This window comes from Halomonas citrativorans, from assembly GCF_900163645.1.
GTDB classification, from domain to species: Bacteria; Pseudomonadota; Gammaproteobacteria; order Pseudomonadales; family Halomonadaceae; genus Vreelandella; species Vreelandella citrativorans.
This window is the reverse complement of record NZ_FUKM01000015.1, coordinates 1-16532: the sequence shown is the minus strand read 5'-3', so window position 1 is coordinate 16532 and position 16532 is coordinate 1. Positions and strand designations below refer to the sequence as shown.

General features: G+C 54.3%; 12 protein-coding genes. 3 read left to right on the top strand and 9 right to left on the bottom strand.

The window, feature by feature from the left end; translation table 11 throughout:
- The first annotated feature begins 49 nt into the window (after positions 1 to 49).
- Positions 50 to 613 carry a DUF2946 domain-containing protein gene (locus tag CZ787_RS04140; RefSeq protein WP_087106482.1) on the top strand — a complete coding sequence of 188 codons (564 nt, stop codon included), beginning with the start codon at positions 50 to 52 and terminating at the stop codon, positions 611 to 613.
- 263 nt (positions 614 to 876) lie between these two features.
- On the opposite strand, the gene CZ787_RS04135 is transcribed toward CZ787_RS04140, so the two are convergent.
- Positions 877 to 1935: an SDR family oxidoreductase gene (locus CZ787_RS04135; protein WP_087106480.1), complete on the bottom strand. Its 1059-nt coding sequence runs from the start codon at positions 1933 to 1935 to the stop codon at positions 877 to 879.
- A gap of 185 nt (positions 1936 to 2120) precedes the next feature.
- Here CZ787_RS04135 and CZ787_RS04130 point away from each other — a divergent pair, with 185 nt between their 5' ends.
- Positions 2121 to 3071, top strand: a complete 951-nt coding sequence (locus CZ787_RS04130; RefSeq protein ID WP_087106478.1) for a LysR family transcriptional regulator — start codon at positions 2121 to 2123, stop codon at positions 3069 to 3071.
- Between the two features lie 134 nt (positions 3072 to 3205).
- Entirely contained in the window at positions 3206 to 4321 is a 1116-nt protein-coding gene (locus CZ787_RS04125) for a metallophosphoesterase (protein WP_087106476.1), read from the top strand.
- Here CZ787_RS04125 and CZ787_RS04120 read toward each other — a convergent pair.
- From CZ787_RS04120 to CZ787_RS04085, 8 genes are all read right to left on the bottom strand, one after another.
- Complete coding sequence (locus CZ787_RS04120; RefSeq protein ID WP_087106474.1) at positions 4302 to 6302, bottom strand: RecQ family ATP-dependent DNA helicase; 2001 nt, start codon at positions 6300 to 6302, stop codon at positions 4302 to 4304. The two genes, CZ787_RS04125 and CZ787_RS04120, sit on opposite strands and share 20 nt — an antisense overlap.
- Before the next feature lie 91 nt (positions 6303 to 6393).
- Positions 6394 to 7302 (bottom strand): MBL fold metallo-hydrolase, encoded by a 909-nt coding sequence (locus CZ787_RS04115; protein ID WP_087106472.1) that lies wholly within the window; start codon positions 7300 to 7302, stop codon positions 6394 to 6396.
- Positions 7303 to 7472: 170 nt separating this feature from the next.
- Positions 7473 to 10172: a WG repeat-containing protein gene (locus CZ787_RS04110; RefSeq protein WP_087106470.1), complete on the bottom strand. Its 2700-nt coding sequence runs from the start codon at positions 10170 to 10172 to the stop codon at positions 7473 to 7475.
- Between the two features lie 128 nt (positions 10173 to 10300).
- Positions 10301 to 10564, bottom strand: coding sequence for a PAAR domain-containing protein (locus tag CZ787_RS04105; RefSeq protein WP_087106468.1), 264 nt, complete (start codon positions 10562 to 10564; stop codon positions 10301 to 10303).
- Positions 10561 to 11526, bottom strand: coding sequence for a hypothetical protein (locus tag CZ787_RS04100; RefSeq protein ID WP_140398965.1), 966 nt, complete (start codon positions 11524 to 11526; stop codon positions 10561 to 10563). Before CZ787_RS04100 ends, CZ787_RS04105 begins: the two co-directional genes overlap by 4 nt.
- 50 nt (positions 11527 to 11576) lie before the next feature.
- Complete coding sequence (locus CZ787_RS04095) at positions 11577 to 13436, bottom strand: hypothetical protein (protein WP_087106464.1); 1860 nt, start codon at positions 13434 to 13436, stop codon at positions 11577 to 11579.
- Positions 13433 to 14800 (bottom strand): DUF4123 domain-containing protein, encoded by a 1368-nt coding sequence (locus CZ787_RS04090; protein WP_087106462.1) that lies wholly within the window; start codon positions 14798 to 14800, stop codon positions 13433 to 13435. The genes CZ787_RS04095 and CZ787_RS04090 overlap by 4 nt, the downstream gene beginning before the upstream one ends.
- A gap of 3 nt (positions 14801 to 14803) precedes the next feature.
- Positions 14804 to 16462 carry a type VI secretion system Vgr family protein gene (locus CZ787_RS04085; protein WP_419866532.1) on the bottom strand — a complete coding sequence of 553 codons (1659 nt, stop codon included), beginning with the start codon at positions 16460 to 16462 and terminating at the stop codon, positions 14804 to 14806.
- Positions 16463 to 16532: the final 70 nt, after the last annotated feature.

Sequence of the window (16532 nt, the reverse complement as noted above, 5' to 3'; positions counted from 1 at the left end):
CGGACTGGTACAATCACGCTTCTTGTTAACCCCGTGAGGGCTAAATTTGATGCCGCTGTCTCGCTCAGCACGCTTACCCTACTATCGCGTTACGTTAGCGATGGCGTGGGTAGCTATGTGTCTGCTATTTGCGGGGCCGCTCATTTCTCAGTTCCAGGCCAGTCATCACGACCATGGCCACCATGCTCACAGCAACAGTCATAACCACAGCAACAGTCATAACCACAATGCGGATGCTGAGCATCATCATTCGACGGATGAACACGCCGAACACCCTGTAGCGCATCCCCCACCCGATACGGCTACTGGCCGCGCACTTTCCAGCACGTTGTCAGACTGGCACAACCAGTGTGGCTACTGTGAGCTGTGGCAACACAGTCCGTCGCTCTCTATTGCGTTACCCGCCCTTGCCCACGAAGCCTTCGTTGCGTTGGGCGGCGCATTTCTTACGTTCCAGACCGGTGCGTTCATTCAGTATAACTATCCGCATGCGTTAACTCGCGGGCCGCCTTCTTTTATCGTCGAGCATTTAAAAACATCTACGCGAACACTGTTAATAGTAACGCGTAAAAGCAAAAAAGAAATAGGGTTGTTAGGCTTTTTAAAAGCATAACAAGGCCCGGCTTTAGTGCGTCTTAATATTTAAAAAATACGAAGAATATCTTTTAAGCTCATCCCTTAACAACAAGACAGCTCGACACTCACTGCTATACGTTAAAACTATTAATAGCTTTGCTACTCTTTTTAATCAGCATCCGGCTTACTCATTTGTATCATCATCACACTTGAGCCAGCACATCCAAGAAGGTGCTCAGGAACGCAAAAACGGGGTGCCATTAGGCACCCCGGTGGCGATTTTTCTGAAAGCGGTATGACTCAAGGGATAATGCGTTCTGCGCGCAGGCGGGTGAACAGATCAAAAAACGCGCCACGGGTTTCGCGGAAGTGGTCAAAGCCGAAATCGCGTGACTTGGTCACATCGTTAACGCACTCAAGCTCACGCCCAAGGTCGGCATCGGAGTGCCACCAGGAAGCCAGCTTGGTCACATCGGCTTCCATCAGGTCATGCTTCTCAGCAATGTCGGCCCAGATTGGCGCGCTATCGGCCATTTGTGTTTCCAGCGGCAGCGGCGTTTCCGGGCAATCGGCAACTTCCAGCTCGAAGAACTCGCCTATTTCACGCCACATCCGGCGCCAGCGGAAAACGTCACCGTTAACGGTGTTGAACGCTTCGTTGTGCGCCCCCGGGGTAGTGGCCGCCCACTCCAACTGACGTGCCAGCACCAGCGCATCGGTTAGGTCGGTCAGTGCATTCCACTGCACCTGCGAACCTGGGAAGGTAAACGGCTTGCCGGTTGCCTTACAGATGGAGGCGTAAACCGCCAGCGTCACGCCCATGTTCATGGCGTTACCCAGGGCATAGCCGATCACGGTATGCGGGCGGTGCACGTTCCAGTTGAAACCGTCACGTGCGGCGGCGGCGAACAAGGTGTCTTCAAGGGCGTAGTAGAAGTTTTCGCCGGGTACGCGCGGCGCGGATTCACGAAATGGCGTTTCAGTCTTGCCGCTGCCGTAGCTCTCAAAAGAGCCCAGGTACTGCTTGGTGCCGGTTACCAGCGAGACATGCTTAATTTTCGTGCCCTGCAAGGCATCCAGCAGGTTCTGCATCATCGCGCCGTTGGCCTCGACGTTGGCCTTTTCACTATCGCGCTTGATCCAGGTGCAGTAAAACACGTGCGTGATGGGTAAATCTGCCAAGGCTATCTCGGTGGCCTCGCGATCCAGTAGATCAGCAGTAACAGGGATAATGCCGGTCTGGGTAGTGGGGCGGCGTGACAAACCATAAACGGTCCAGCCACTAGCATTGAGATAGCTTGCCAGGTTGCCGCCAGTAATACCGGTAGCACCTACTATAAGAGCATTGCCTTTACGCATTATCGACTCCTTATTCAAACGAGGTAACTCGTTGCCATCAAAATTGCTTTGAAAGAGTTAGCTCTGAGAAACACTCTGAAAATGACGAACGCTGTGTTCGTATCGGTTATGGCTTATTCTGGACAGCAACCAGAGTTGCTACAATTGGAAAAATCGCAAATCTTTATTGCTTTAGGCGCAACCTAATGGATCTCAATGCATTACGCGTTTTCGAGCGCGTTGCCGCGACCGGCAGCTTTACCGCCACGGCTCGTCATTTTCATCGTGCTGTGTCGTCTATCTCGCGCCAAATTGCGTCTCTAGAGGAGTCGTTGGGTCAGCAACTGCTCTACCGGCACACGCGGGCAGTGACGCTGACCGAAGCCGGTGAGCGCTACTATCAAGACGTGCGAGGCATCCTTGAACAGCTCGACCTGGCGACCGAAGCGCTGACAGCGCCAAATGCCGAGCCTTCCGGTGTGCTGCGCTTAAACGCGCCGGTCGCCTTTGGTCAGCGTCAAATCATGCCAATTCTGCATCGCTTTCAGCAGCGCTACCCGGCGGTCAACGTCGAGTTAATGTTGACCGATCAATTAACCGACCCGGTACGCGAGGGCATCGATATCACGTTTCGCGTTGGCGAACTGGCCGACACCACGCTGGTGGCACGCCGTTTAGCCCCGATGAATTACGTGGTGGCCGCCGCGCCGAGCTACTTGCAACACGCAGGCACGCCGAATACGCCCGATGACCTGAGCCAGCACAACTGCTTGCTTTACCAGGGCGAAATGGGCCGCCAGCGTTGGTATTTCCACCATCCCGAGCAGCCGCAGCCCATTACCTGCAAAGTCGATGGCCCTCTTTATAGCAACGATGCCGGAAGCCTGGTGCAAGCAGCGCTCATGGGTCAGGGTTTCGTCATGTTTCCTACCTGGTTAATCGCCGATGAATTGGCTTCAAAAAAACTGCTACCCGTACTTGAAGAGTGGCGCTGCGAGGTCGCCCCCGGCAGGCGCGATATTCATGTACTGTACGCGCAGCGTCGCCTGCATACGCGAAAGGTAAGTGCCTTTTTGGATCATCTGTTTGAAATGGTTGGGCCAGCTCCCGCGTGGGATAACTGGCGTGAAAGCCGCCTGCCCGATGAACGTACTTAGTGGCAACACTTAGCGAATGTACGTAGCGAAAATACGTACCGTTGAACCAAGCGATTTTTACACTTTTTGATGAATAGCTAATTTAGCCATTTATCTATATAACTACGCCCACTCTCTTATACGAGTCCCCTTTGATGTTTCACTTCATCGTTGCCATACCCTGCCTGATGGTTATTGCCCGTTTCCTGGCACCGCTGCGTTGGCCGTTATGGGTCAAGATTGCCCTCAGCGCGTTACTGCTTCTCGTTTCACAGCACCACCTGCTGACGTTTTTGGCCTTTGGCAGTATGTTTTCCCCCGAGGTACCCAGAAGCATAGTGCTAATGATCAACTGGCTGTTCGGCACCCTCCTTTTTCTGGCGATGTTACAACTCATCGTTGATGCGGTAACGCTTCTCTTAATGGCAGCAAAAAGGCGGCGACTCAAGATCCCCGCCTCTTTGCGTTATGCGATTGGGATCATCGCTCTGGGCATCGCGGCCTTTGGGGTCAACCAGGCAGTGCGCGTACCGCCCATGAAGGAGGTTGAAGTAACCATTACCGGGCTGCCCACGCAGTTTGACGGGTATCAAATAATTCATTTAACCGACCTGCATATCAGCCGGTTATTTGAGGCGCCATGGGTTAACGCGGTGGTCACCAAAACCAACGCCTTGGCACCTGATTTAATCGTGATTACCGGCGACCTGATCGACGGCGACCTCGAAACCCGACGGATGGATGTAGCACCGCTTCAAGCACTTTCGGCGCCGGATGGCGTTTATGCAAGCCCCGGCAACCACGAATATTACTTTGGGTACGAGCAGTGGATGGCGCATTACCAATCACTTGGTATGCAGACGCTGGCCAATCAACATGCTGTGATCACACGAGACGGTGCCCACCTGGTGCTTGCTGGCATCACCGATTTACGAGCACCGCGTACCGGCTGGCCCGCGCCGGATGTAGACGAAGCAATCGCTGACGCCCCCACTAGCGCGCCGATTATCCTGCTTGACCACCAGCCGTTTGATGCCGCCAGGGCAGCTGCCGCCGGGGTTGATTTGCAGCTTTCTGGCCACACCCACGGCGGTATGATTTGGGGGGTTGATCGTATTGTGGCCTTGGCCAATAACGGTTTTGTCTCAGGCTTTTACGATGTTGACGGAATGACGCTTTACGTCAATAACGGCACCGGGCTCTGGCCTGGCTTTGCGCTGCGCTTAGGCAAGCCTTCAGAACTCACCCGCATTACGCTGCGCCAGGGTTAAGACACCACTCTGCCCACTGCCTCACCTCAGGGTAGGCGCGCTGCTCGAATACGCCAAAGCCATCAAGGCTGCGCGCCTTGAGCGGCGTAAACACCGGCATACTCAGGCCGCACAAAAAATGGGCTAGCCGCTGGCGGTTGGGAGGCTGGCCTGTTTGCGCCGTATGGCGCTCGATAAAGGGCGCGGCGTAACGGCTGAAATCGGCGTCTGCCAGTGCCGGTAAAGACGGCGCAGCGGGCAACTGAACGCTATGCCCATAGCAGACCGAGCAGTGCCCACAACGGCTATCGTCGCTTGCGCTTAACGTTGTGTCGCCAAAGTGCTCGGTTAAACGCCGGGTCAGGCATGTATCGGACTCAAAGAGCGCCAGCATGGCCTGCAGCCGCTCGATCTCGCTCCGCTCGCGCGCTAAACACTCGTCATATAGCTGGCTCGCCAGCCCCTCAAGGCTGAATTCCGGCTGACGGACGTCATACACGTCGGTCATTCGTTTGCCTTCCAGCGTCAGCCAGCCTTTATCCTGAAAGTACTCAAGGGCGGTAATCACGCGAGCGCGGGAGGCATCGACCTGTTGCGCCTGCCCTGCCGACTGCAGCCGCTCGAAATCCACACTCCCCCAGGTGCGGGCGATGGGGATATTATCGACCAGCAGGCGGACAAAGGCCGCCCGTTCACCCTGAAAGCGTGCAACCAGCGCCTCTGGTTCAGTGTGATAACGCAACCGGTATTCCGCTAGAAAGGCGAAGCGCGGTGCGATAATGCCGTGCATTTCCAGCCGTACGAGCAGGGTTTTCAGCGGCAGCAGGCGAATATTGGTATCGCGTGACAACACATTGAGCAGCACTTCCCACTGGCGCTCGGGCGTCGCACCGGCGGCGGCGACCTCCTCAAGCAAGCGCACAATACCCGCGTACTCCGGCGTATCGCCGTACACAAAGTTTTCCAGCACGCGCAAGCCATCACGCCCTGCCATAGTCAGGCAGGTGGAAGGCAGGCCATCGCGTCCTGCCCGCCCGATCTCCTGGCTATAGTTCTCGATGGATTTGGGCAGGTCAAAATGCACGACGTTGCGAATATTGCCTTTATCGATGCCCATGCCAAATGCAATGGTAGCCACGATGCACGGCGACTCCCCACTCATAAATTGGCGCTGAATCTCATCTCGTCGCACTGAATCCAGCCCCGCGTGATACGCCTGAGCGCTGATTCCCTGGGCAGCCAAGGCGCTGGCCACTTGTTCAGCAGTTTGCTGCAAGGTGACATAAATGATGCTGGGCGCTTCATTGCCCGGCTGCATTTGAGGCTTTAGCCAATCGATCAAATGTTGCTGACGGTTACCCGCTACTGGGTGCACCAGTAATTCAAGATTGGGCCGATAGAAGCCTGTGGTAATCACATTATTTGGATCAATGGAGAATTTCTCGCCCATATCGGCAATCACCGCAGGCGTGGCCGTGGCGGTCAGCAGCAGCACTTGAGGGATTGCGAACTCGCGCTGGTACTCGGGCAACTTAAGATAGTCGGGGCGAAAGTTATGCCCCCATTCAGACAAGCAGTGGGCTTCATCGACCACTAACAGCGAAATATTTACCTGACGCAGAAAATTCCGGAAACGTTCGTTCTTGAGCCGCTCCACCGACACCATGAGAATTTTCAACTCGCCGCTTCTGGCACGCTCCATCACATCACGCACGGTATCGCGGTCCTGAGTGGAATCGATACTTGCCGCCGCCACGCCGTGGCGGGTTAAAAAGGCGAGCTGATCCTGCATCAGCGCTAAAAGCGGCGACACCACCAGCGTTAAATGGGGTAGATGCAGCGCGGGCAGTTGATAACACAGCGACTTTCCCGCGCCGGTGGCGAAAATAGCCGCCGTGGAATGGCCCTCCAACACTCTGGAGACCACGGCCTGCTGGCCACCGCGAAAGTCGTCAAAACCGAATACGTCTTTCAGGGTTTGTTGCGGAGAAATTGAAGTCATGCGCCTTCCTAGAGAGGGGGGTTACGTCCTGAGCTAATTACGCTACCGGTTTCAGGACGTTTTCACCAATGAAAGACGTACGACAGTAACGCTAGTCCCACTTCGCCCCTTTCAAGGCATTCAGGGGGATTTTCAGATAGCGCTTGCCGTTGGCTTCGGGCTCCGGCAAGCGCCCGCCCTGAGTATTGACCTGCAGCGCGTGAAGCATCAGCTTCGGCATGGGCAGTTCGCTATCGCGCTGTTGGCGCAGGGCAATGTAATCCGCGGCACTTTTTCCCACCAAATGCGGATTGTTGTCGCGCTGTTCAGCCACGCTGCTTTCCCATTTCGGCTCGCGGCCATCCGGCATATAGTCGTGGCCGGTAAACAGGCGGGTGCTGTCGGGGAGCGCAAGAATTTGCTGAATAGAGTGCCAGAGTGTCCGGGCATCGCCGCCGGGGAAATCAGCCCGAGCGGTGCCAAAATCCGGCTGAAACAGGGTGTCATGTACAAACGCTGCATCGCCTATTACATAGCTAATCGAGGCCAGCGTATGCCCCGGTGAATGCAGCACACGGGCGCTTAATTCGCCAATATTGAAGGTATCGCCCGCCGCAAGCAGCTTATCCCACTGGCGACCATCAGCGGGCATTTCCGGCCAGTGGTATATCTCCTTCCACAGCGCCTGTACTTTAGTAATGTGCTGGCCAATCGCGGTCGGCGCGCCGGTTTTCTCTTTTAGGTACTGCGCCGCGGAGAAGTGGTCCGCATGGGGGTGGGTATCCAGAATCCACTCCACACTCAGGCCGTGCTGCGACACATAGGCAAGCAGCTCGTCGGCATGGTGGGTGGCAGTTGCGCCGGACTTTTCGTCAAAATCCAGCACCGGGTCGATAATCACGCACTTATCTGTGGCTGGGTCGCTGACGATGTATTGGACGCTGAACGTACGCGGATCAAAAAAGCCTGCCACCACAGGCATCCCTTCACCCGTACTCGCTGAACGTGCAAACGTCTTCATGCTGTCTCCTGACGAACCAAATAAGTGATAGCGCAATTGCCTACCATTCCAGGGCGCAATCTAGACGGGTGGACTCGGCGCTTTTATTTTTTTACTCACTGGCATTGCGCACAAGGCTACTCCTCGCACGCTTGACAGCGGCAGCTACCATTCTGCTCAACGTCAAGACGCTATCCTCTAAAATCATCCGGGTAACGCTTTTCTTCTCCGTCTGAGTCAGTAAACACAGGCCTGTAAGCATCCGTATTTACAGACTCATACCCAAAGGGAACCAAAATTTCTCCTTTGGCCGACACAATTCCAAATTTTTGCTCATGAGCAGTGACGAACATATCGGTCAAGACATCGGTCTCGTGATGCTCGATAAACACATGCCTGGGTTGCTCAGTGAAGGTAAGTTCGCTTTGCAGATGACCTTGGTGGTCGATGAGTTGCCATGTATTAAGAGAGTGATGCCGCGCCATTAAACTGCCCGAAAGGCTGGGGGTTAGATTTCCCCATTCGAAATCAGTCAGCTGAGAACCCTCGACGGAAAAAATTGCGAACATTTCGTCACGCCGAACGGGCACCACCCCCTCCCGCGCCTGATGCAGTTGGTCATATTCGAGAGGAATAGCCACCTCGCCGGTACGGTCGACTAACCCCCAACGCCTTCCAGGTTCTCCGAGAATGCCAGGAAAAGGTTTCTTTTCTACCCAGACAGTAATATACCCATCATCTGACGGGGCATATTCCTGCGTCATGTCCTCTGAGAGGATTCGATTGCCTTGATAATCAATATAGGCAGGCGCAGGCCTAGTTTCATCGGGGCCAACCTCTGGGAATCTTACGTACACTAGCTGGGCAGCACGATTTATCCTGGCAAAAGCATATATTTCTGACTGTTGCTCAAGCTGCTCATTGGCAATGTACCACTCCTCTGTCTCACTATCCTTGAGCAAATAATTAGATGTACCACGCAAGGGCAGGATGGAGGCATAACGCTCGCTGATAGGCTCTCCCGTCAGAGATAGCCAAGCCTTACTACGGTCAGGGTATTCAACCAGCAGCGTTTCTCTGTCTTCATCATAAGAGAGTGAGCGAAATTCTGGCGAAAGCACGATATTTTGACTGCTCATATCAAAAAGTCCTTTTCGCCACTCGCCCTGCTCATTCGCGCTGGTCAAGACGTAATATTCCTCTCGCCCTTCAAAAGGATCGAACGCTATGAGTGGCACTGAAACCAGCTTTTCACCCTTTTTTGAAAGTATCCATTTACCAAGCGAGTCTTCGGCCACGATCATATCGGAGCGAACGTCGATGCGTTTATACTCCATGGGAAGAATAGTCTCCCCTTCCTGAGATATGAGGCCTTGCATCATGTCAGCGCCGCTCCCTTTAGCGACGACTACGTAGCCATCTCTTAAATAGGCAGTCTTAACGTCCCCAAGTGTGCGTGCCAATGCTGGAAGATCCGTTACAAGTTCATTTTTCAATTTACTATTAAAAGATTGAAGAGCGCTCCAAGCAGCGATGCAACGTTCATACTGCGCATGATCCGGACCACGATCACTGTAATAATTCACATATTCGGCGATGCGCATGTAGGCCACCGTCTCCCTCTCGTGGGAGAGAATAGGCAAAGACAGCGAGGCTTCACACATCGTGTGATTCCCATCTTCCCAAAGTATCAACTTACCCTCCTCAGGGCTCCCTAGCGCTATCAGAGGGGGCGTTAGCGATAGCGGTTCGGGCTCTGCGTCAACAAGGGTAAGGCTGAAGTCGGGGTATGAGCGCCGGCGGTCATCATCAAACAGCGTTGCCCTTACCTGCCCTCCCATAAGCCCCAGCAGCCCTTCCAGGGAAAGCGTATCGCCCGTGCGATCCTTTAGCATCTGCTCGCTTTCCTCAGTCAGGCGGTAGTGTGGCCAAGTATCAGGATCCGTAAACGAGATGCGCTCCTCAAGAGGCGCTAGCACCCGAATGGTATAAAACATCCCAATGAGCTTGTTGATATCTTCCGTTACAAGAAAATCATTGGGTTCAACTACCCAGAAGCTCGTTGCCTCTTGATCACTGGGTACAATGCCAACAAGCCCGAGATTGCCATCCTGATTCATGAAAATAGTCAGCTCTCGATTCGGTGTCTCTAGCTGAATTGTTTCTTGTAGATCGTCAGGAGAGATAACGCTTTTCCGAAAGGTGTCAGCATCCGTTATCAACTGCCCGATCAAAAGCGCTGGCGCCCCGAACTCATTAGAGAACAGCAGTCCTTCAGAAGCGAATGAGTCAGGCTTGGAAAGTGTGACGTCTTGATCATTCCAATCAATCGGCATATCAAACACATAGGGTACGTTCCAATCTACCCAATCAGACGCATCAGGCGAAAGAGGTTCGACATCGAAAAGCTCGGCTAAACCTGATCCCTGCTCTTCCAAAGCCGCCTGCTTGCTCTCTAGCCACTCATCCCTGGCAGATTGCAAAGCGGCAAATTCAGGCCCTTCCTCATCTATCTGCTGGAAGGTGAAAGCGACTTCAAACGGCACGCCATGGATCATCACAAACTGCTCGGATGTTTCGAGCCTAAGCCCAGCAGTAGGATTATCAGGGCTTGTTGCCTGGTTGGTCTCGAAATCGAAATCGTAATGTAGTGGTTCTTCCTGCGCCTCCATGTAGATCTCAGCGGTGCGGCTCTCGCGATCGAACCTGACCCAGGCACGCTCCATGCTCGCTTCAATCTCGGGCAACATGGAATCCGCCATAAGGTTCGCTTCTACCGCTTCTATCGAGTCCACGGCATAGACGCCTGATTGAGGTATTTCCGAAGGGTCAGCCAGTACCTTTCCCATCACGACTACCAACAAAAAAGGAGCAACAATCCATTGTTTCATGGTTCACAATCCATACTGTTTGATTAAATGTTGGCACGACTGAACATCATTCAAACCGTGCCATGACGTGATGGGTAACGCTTAAGAACGGATTAAGCGTCCTTGAGCCTTAAAACATCCCGTTGGCATTACGGCTCGACATTGGCACTGCTTAAGGCGGTAATAATCTCACCGCCATGATCCGTCTTGCAGCCAAGATAAGCCGTGGGGCGGCCATCGTGATGGGAGTGGCTTGAGCCTTCGATAATGGTCGCACCGCAGCCGGTTTTATCGCCCACCCGCGCCACGGACTGGCCCTCTACGTGAGAGGGCGAACCGGTGACGATTTCGGTGGTGCCGTGGCCGGGGATGGGGCAGCTATGCAGGTCGCCTTTGCGGGCTACGGGTTTCATATATCCACCAGTATTCTGGCTACTCGCCATTCGCCGCCTTTAGACTTGTAAAACACCACCGGGAAGCTAGCGTAACGCTTGCTGCCACTCGGGGGGTGCTCCCACAAAATGGGGGTAGGGCGAATACGTACCAATCGGTTATTCGCCATAAACTCTACTTGATCATCTTGCGGGTTATCTTCCCAGTAAAGTGGTAAAAGTTCTTCACCATCGGGCCGCACTCTTTTAAAAGCGGCCAATCCATTGTGGGTATTTTCAATGAAGGCTCTTGCAGATTCTCGTTCAGTGAGCATATATGCCGTGCGCCCCCAAACGGGCTCTACCTCACGAAAAATGGCTTCTGCATCGTTGCGATCAATCATTCCGTGGATATTTTGATAGGCTTCACGCAGCTCACGGCGCAGTTCGGGCGTATCTTCAAGCTCAATTGCGTCTTTTTCCCAATGAGCCGAGGGTATAGGGTCATCGACAGTAAAGGTAATATCCAGCCGGTAGCCATCCAGTGTCCACCCCCCACCAAAAATGATGTTTTCAAACTCGGACAATTGAGGACGACCATCACTACGAAGATGTGGCTGGTTTAATACCTGCTCCTCCCCGCCCGCTGTATTTTCCAAGTGTTCGAATTGACCTTCTTCTTCGTTATAACGCATGCGCACCAGGTGAATACGCTCGCGTTCGCCTGTTGTCCATTGGTTGCGACCAAGGGCGATATCAATTAAAACACCATCATGTAAAGAGTAATTATATTCACCTGTTTCAGCATCCTGCCCCGTTACAGGTGAAAAAAGTAGCGATAGCGTGTTCTCGCCTTCACGCAAATGCATGCCAATATTGGGAGAGGCATCAGAGTAAGCGACCTTGTCATTGTTACGTACAAAAATATCATTAATACGTAAAGACCAGGCACTGCCCTCGGTATGTATATAAGCGTTATAGCGATTTTCGAAATTGTCAGCCATGACATATCCTTGCCAAATAATAGTAATAAAGGTCAATATAAAAAAACGACTTAATAAGCTTGCCATTGGGGCTCCTTGGGTTCCCAGATAATATAAGTTCCCCTCCCCTGAGGAGGATCTTCACGTTGTCGCGCTATTTCTTCTGCCTTTTCTCTTGAATCATTGATATGCTCTTCAGCATGTTTAAATAGATCGGTAATCTGCACCTCTGCTATACCGCTTAGGTCTGGCCCTTTTTGCTCAACATTATCGTCGTCACTATTGTCTATCTCAATTTCTACATATGCTCTCAGCGTTAGCACCACTCCCTCAAATTCATAACTACGCTGGCGCTCGCCATCTCTTTTCTCCACCGCCCAGCACCAGGAAGTATGTAGAGAGCCACTAGCCCCTGCTCGTGCACTAAATATCCATGCTTCAGCTGCGACTTCAATAGCGAGCTCAGCTCGCGCTTTGATCTCTATCTTTCCGCCAATCTCTTGCTGGATGGCTTCATTCGCTCCCTCCAGACTGCCATTCGCGGGAATGGTGATACTGGCACCGCTATCGATGGAGTGAGTCAGGCTCCCTGTAGCAGCCATTTCCAGATAAGCGTCCAGCGTGGCAGAAATATGCTCGCCGGCGGCCATACGAGCGCGCGCTTCGCGAATCGCGGGTGCGCCGGGGCCTGTAAACGCCATGGCCAGTGCATCTATAAAGTCGAGCTTTCCGGAAACGCCTATACTGAATACCGTCGACAGACTGGCAATGGAAAATTGCAGGTCTGGCGAGCTGGTTTTCGCCTCGAGTTCAAACCCTTCTGGCTCCAGAGTCAGTGACTTGGTGAGGCGCACACCCGAGGCATACTTGGTTCGATCCAGTGGTTGGCGTTGCTCATTGCCTTCTGATACGTAGTGATCCAGCGTACCAATGATGCGTGCCATCATGCCGACCAGGCCGGGAGCCGTACTTTCACGATCCGCAGCTTGTCCCGTATTCTCTGAACCACCGGCTGTGCCTTCCGCTGAAATCTCATACGAGGCGAACTTGCCGGTTAAATCTCCCCTTGCCTCAGCAGAGGCTGTCACCCCGGCGGTGGTAAACCCTATGTGGCTCGCCAGCTCCAGTTTGCCCTTCAAACTGACATAGGGCACTGGAATCACTTGTAAAGCCATTCCCATGGCAGGATCCGTAAGGCACTGCGTTGGAGTAAACGATGCCCCTTCGCTTCCCTTTAGTGTGGAGGCGATGGCGAGCATTGCATCCATGGCAAACAGTGCGTTCAGTACATTTTCAGGCACGTACTTCTTCAAGGCCATTGTCGTGTTTATATATTGGTAATAGCCCATCGCTACTTCAGCTTGCTGTTCCTCAATGCGCTGGCGACCATCTACCAGCCCTGTTGTTTCTAACCGTGGACGGTTCAAGTGACCTACTTGGCAACGCTGTCCTCCCCACTCGGTTTTCACATTGGCGGTTAGATATGCTCCTTCCATTTCCTTGGCAATGACAAGTAACCTGGTTGCATAAATAGGTTCAGGGCCACCTGCTATACGCTCTGGGGGCCAGGTTATTTTACGTGAGTCGTCGCTACTATCTGAAACTGTGCCGTTAATGAAGCAGCACGGTTCGTTGGAGCGGCACTCTACACAAATAGCGGCAAAGTCTGGGTCCATTGTTTTGCCATCACTGGGCACAGGCGGTAATACACTACTGGTAAGAGGTTGCCCTTCATTGCCACCGAGCTCTACCCAACGATTTGCCCAAGAACGCATTACCGGGCATCCAGCGGGAGCTGAATCGTCATCATCTCGAAGATCCACGGAGTGACTAATTTGATCTTCAAGAACGCGGCGCTCTTCAGCAGAGAAGCGATCACCATCTGTCGCCAGTATATATATAAGATCGTCAGGTGTGGCTAAGTAACTCATTGGCTTGTTCCTTTCCGTAGGTCTTCTTTACGCCATGTGATGTCTCTCTCATGCGTAGCCGTAATGCGTTCTTTAAAATCAGTCTGGAGCTGCATTCGGAAGAACCATTCGTCAATAAACTGTCGTTTCTGCCAAGTTAATAAGCGCGTATTACTCAGAGTCCGAGATACCGCTGGATAGCGCTCGTCAAAATCATCACCAAAATAAAGAACACATTGAGCAAGGGTTTTAATCTGTTTTCTAGAGGTAAGACCATACTTTCCGCCTAGCTTTGTTGCACTCTCAATAGCGGCCAATAGCTGCTCAGGGGAGTGGGTAGCAAATTGCGCGCTCATTTCATTCGCTATATTCCGCTTAGCGCGAACACCCAATAAGCGGCCAAACCGTGCAAACTCTTCCTGGCCGATGGCAAACTGCCGCCCCTGCCCTCGCGCGTCGCGGGCGTCATGGCTGAGCGAGATCGTCAGCAATCGACCCTGTACGTGCTGAGCGGGCGTCTCCAGCGCGATGGAGGGAATTAACGTCAACTCAGACGGAAACACCATCAGCGGGGAAGCAGGAATAAAGACGGCTTCCAGCGGCGCCATAAAGGCGGCCAGCTTCCAGGGCTCGAGCGCTTGGCTCATGTCCAGGGCAACGCGGGGGTCGTAGAAGCGGAAGTACACCGGGGCCTGGTCGTTGGCCGGGGTCCAGAGCATGGTGAACTTGCGAAGGTGCGTGCGCAGTTGCTTGAGCGTGGCATGGGAGTGAAACAGCACACCCCAGTGCTGATCCTGGGGCAGGTTTTCCAGCCAGATGCGAATATCGCTGTCGGCTTCCAGGCGTACAAGCCACGGGGCGTTGGCCTGAGTGGCGGTGTCCGTGGTGGCATAGAGGCAGGCGTGCTGGGCGTCGGTCTGGCCCAAACGCGCCATGGTTTCCCGGCAGTTGACGCCGTCAATGACTGCCCAGAGCGGCGACTGGTCGCAGGCAAACAGCGCTTGCCAGGTCGTTTCCTGGTAGCTGACCGGGGGAATCGCCGGCTGAGCGTCTTGCGGTTCAGGCGCCTTTTCTGGCAACAGAGGCACCATGTCGCCGTAGGCGACCGGGTATTTCGTTGACGTCGTGTGCGCCAATTCAACCAGCGTTTGCACCAGGCCTTCCCGGCGGCAGCGAGCAAGCAGCGTTTCAATATTCTCCAGGCGCACCAGCCCCAGGCCGTCTTGATGGCACTGCTGTTGTAGGCGCGCTCTTACCTCGTCTTCACTGCTGGCGAGGACGGCGGCGACCGTGATGGCTTCGTCGGTGTCTTCTTCCCAGCGCCGGGCGCTGGGGGTGTGGGCCATGACATGGCAGCGCGCTACCCAGTAGTCAGATGTTGCCATGCGTCATGCCTCTTCCAGCGGGCAATGGGAAACAAACGGGCTGCCTTCCCCTGCGGCGGCTTCCAGCACGGCAGGAATGGGCGGTAGCGCTGCGGCACTGGGCGAAGCCGAGCCCACGTTCAATACCGGCGTAACATCAACACTGCCGCCTGATACCACCAGCGCCGCGCCACCGGCCACCAGCGTGATCTTGCTGGCATCCAGAATCAGCTCGCCATCGGCTTTAAAGGTGATATCGCCGTTGGCATGGGTCTGGTAGCTGCCGCCGACCGTTAGCCCGCGCTCGCCATCGATCTGTTCGGTGTGGTTGGTGTGTACGGTGACACCGCGATTGCCGTCAATGGTTTCGATGCGGTCCTTGGCGACCGCCAGGTGGGAGTTATTGCCAATGGTGGCCGTGTCATCGAACTCGACGCGCTTCTGGCGGGAGTTCAGGACATGCAGCTCCATGTTCTTCTGAGCGTGCATATAGATGAATTCTTCGCCCGCCTTGTCTTCAAAGCACAGCTCGTTGAAGCCTTCGCCCTGGTGGGTCTGGGTCTTGATCGCGGTGCGGGTCTTGTGTTCAGGCAGTGGATACGGCGCGGTATTGGCGGCGTGGTAGGTGCGCCCGGTAATCAGTGGCTGATCGGGATCACCTTCAAGACACGAAACAATTACCTCATGCCCAATTCTGGGAATGGCGATACTGCCGTAGCCGCTGCCTGCCCAGCCTTGGGACACGCGCACCCAGCAGCTGGCTTTCTCGTTAGGCTCGGCGTAACGGTCCCAGGGGAACTGTACTTTGACGCGGCCATGCTCATCGCAGTGAATCTCTTCCCCGGGCGGGCCGACCACCATGGCTACCTGGGGGCCATCCACACGCGGTTTGGGGTTGGGCGTGGCGCGCCAGGCTACATCGCCTGGCCCCAGTACCAAGGTGTTGTGGTAGCGCGTCATGTCGGCGGAATCGCCTACCGTAAAGCTGTCTTCTTCAAGTGCCTGGGGCTGCTCACCGTGGTGAATGACCTCGATCAGTTGCCAGTCACGGTTGAGGCTTTCCACATCGTGGTCGCTCAGCGTAAAACGAACGCCGGGGGCGAGTTCGGGCAGATCGCTTTGTGCCTCGGCGGTCACAGCCTCCCGCCGCAAGTGCTCCAGGCGGATCCGGGTGAAGGGCTTGCCAGAGGCATCCTGCTTATAGCGGCCGGGATAGTCGTAATGCTCGTAATCCATCCGCTGGCCGTGCTGTTCAACATTCGGCCCTTGATGCTCGTTCAGCTGCGCGTAACCGGGGTTCTTGAACGTGTAATCCTTCAGCGTGGCAGATGAGCTGGCCACGCGAGCGGTATGACGCAGCTTACGCACATGGCGCGTGGGAGCGGTGCCGCCAGCCCGATTATGGTAAGTGCGCTCGCCAAGATTAGTTAGTGAATTAGGATCATCAGTGAATACCAGACGATGGGCACCCGCTTCAAATGTATGGAAGTAGAACAGCCCCTCTTCAGCAGCCAGGCGTTCGATAAAGGCAAGGTCGGTTTCGCGGTACTGCACACAGTACTCGCGCTCGATGAGGTCACGGTTTAGCGTAAAGGTGACATCGCTGATGCCCCGCTCATTACACAGCGTGGTGATGATAGCGACAGGGCCAAGTTTTTGAAAAATGCGCGAGTTGTGGCGCAAAGAAAGCCGCCATAGTGAACTGACCCCAAAAACTTGGACAGTAAAACACTAAGCGGATAAGGCCTGAGTT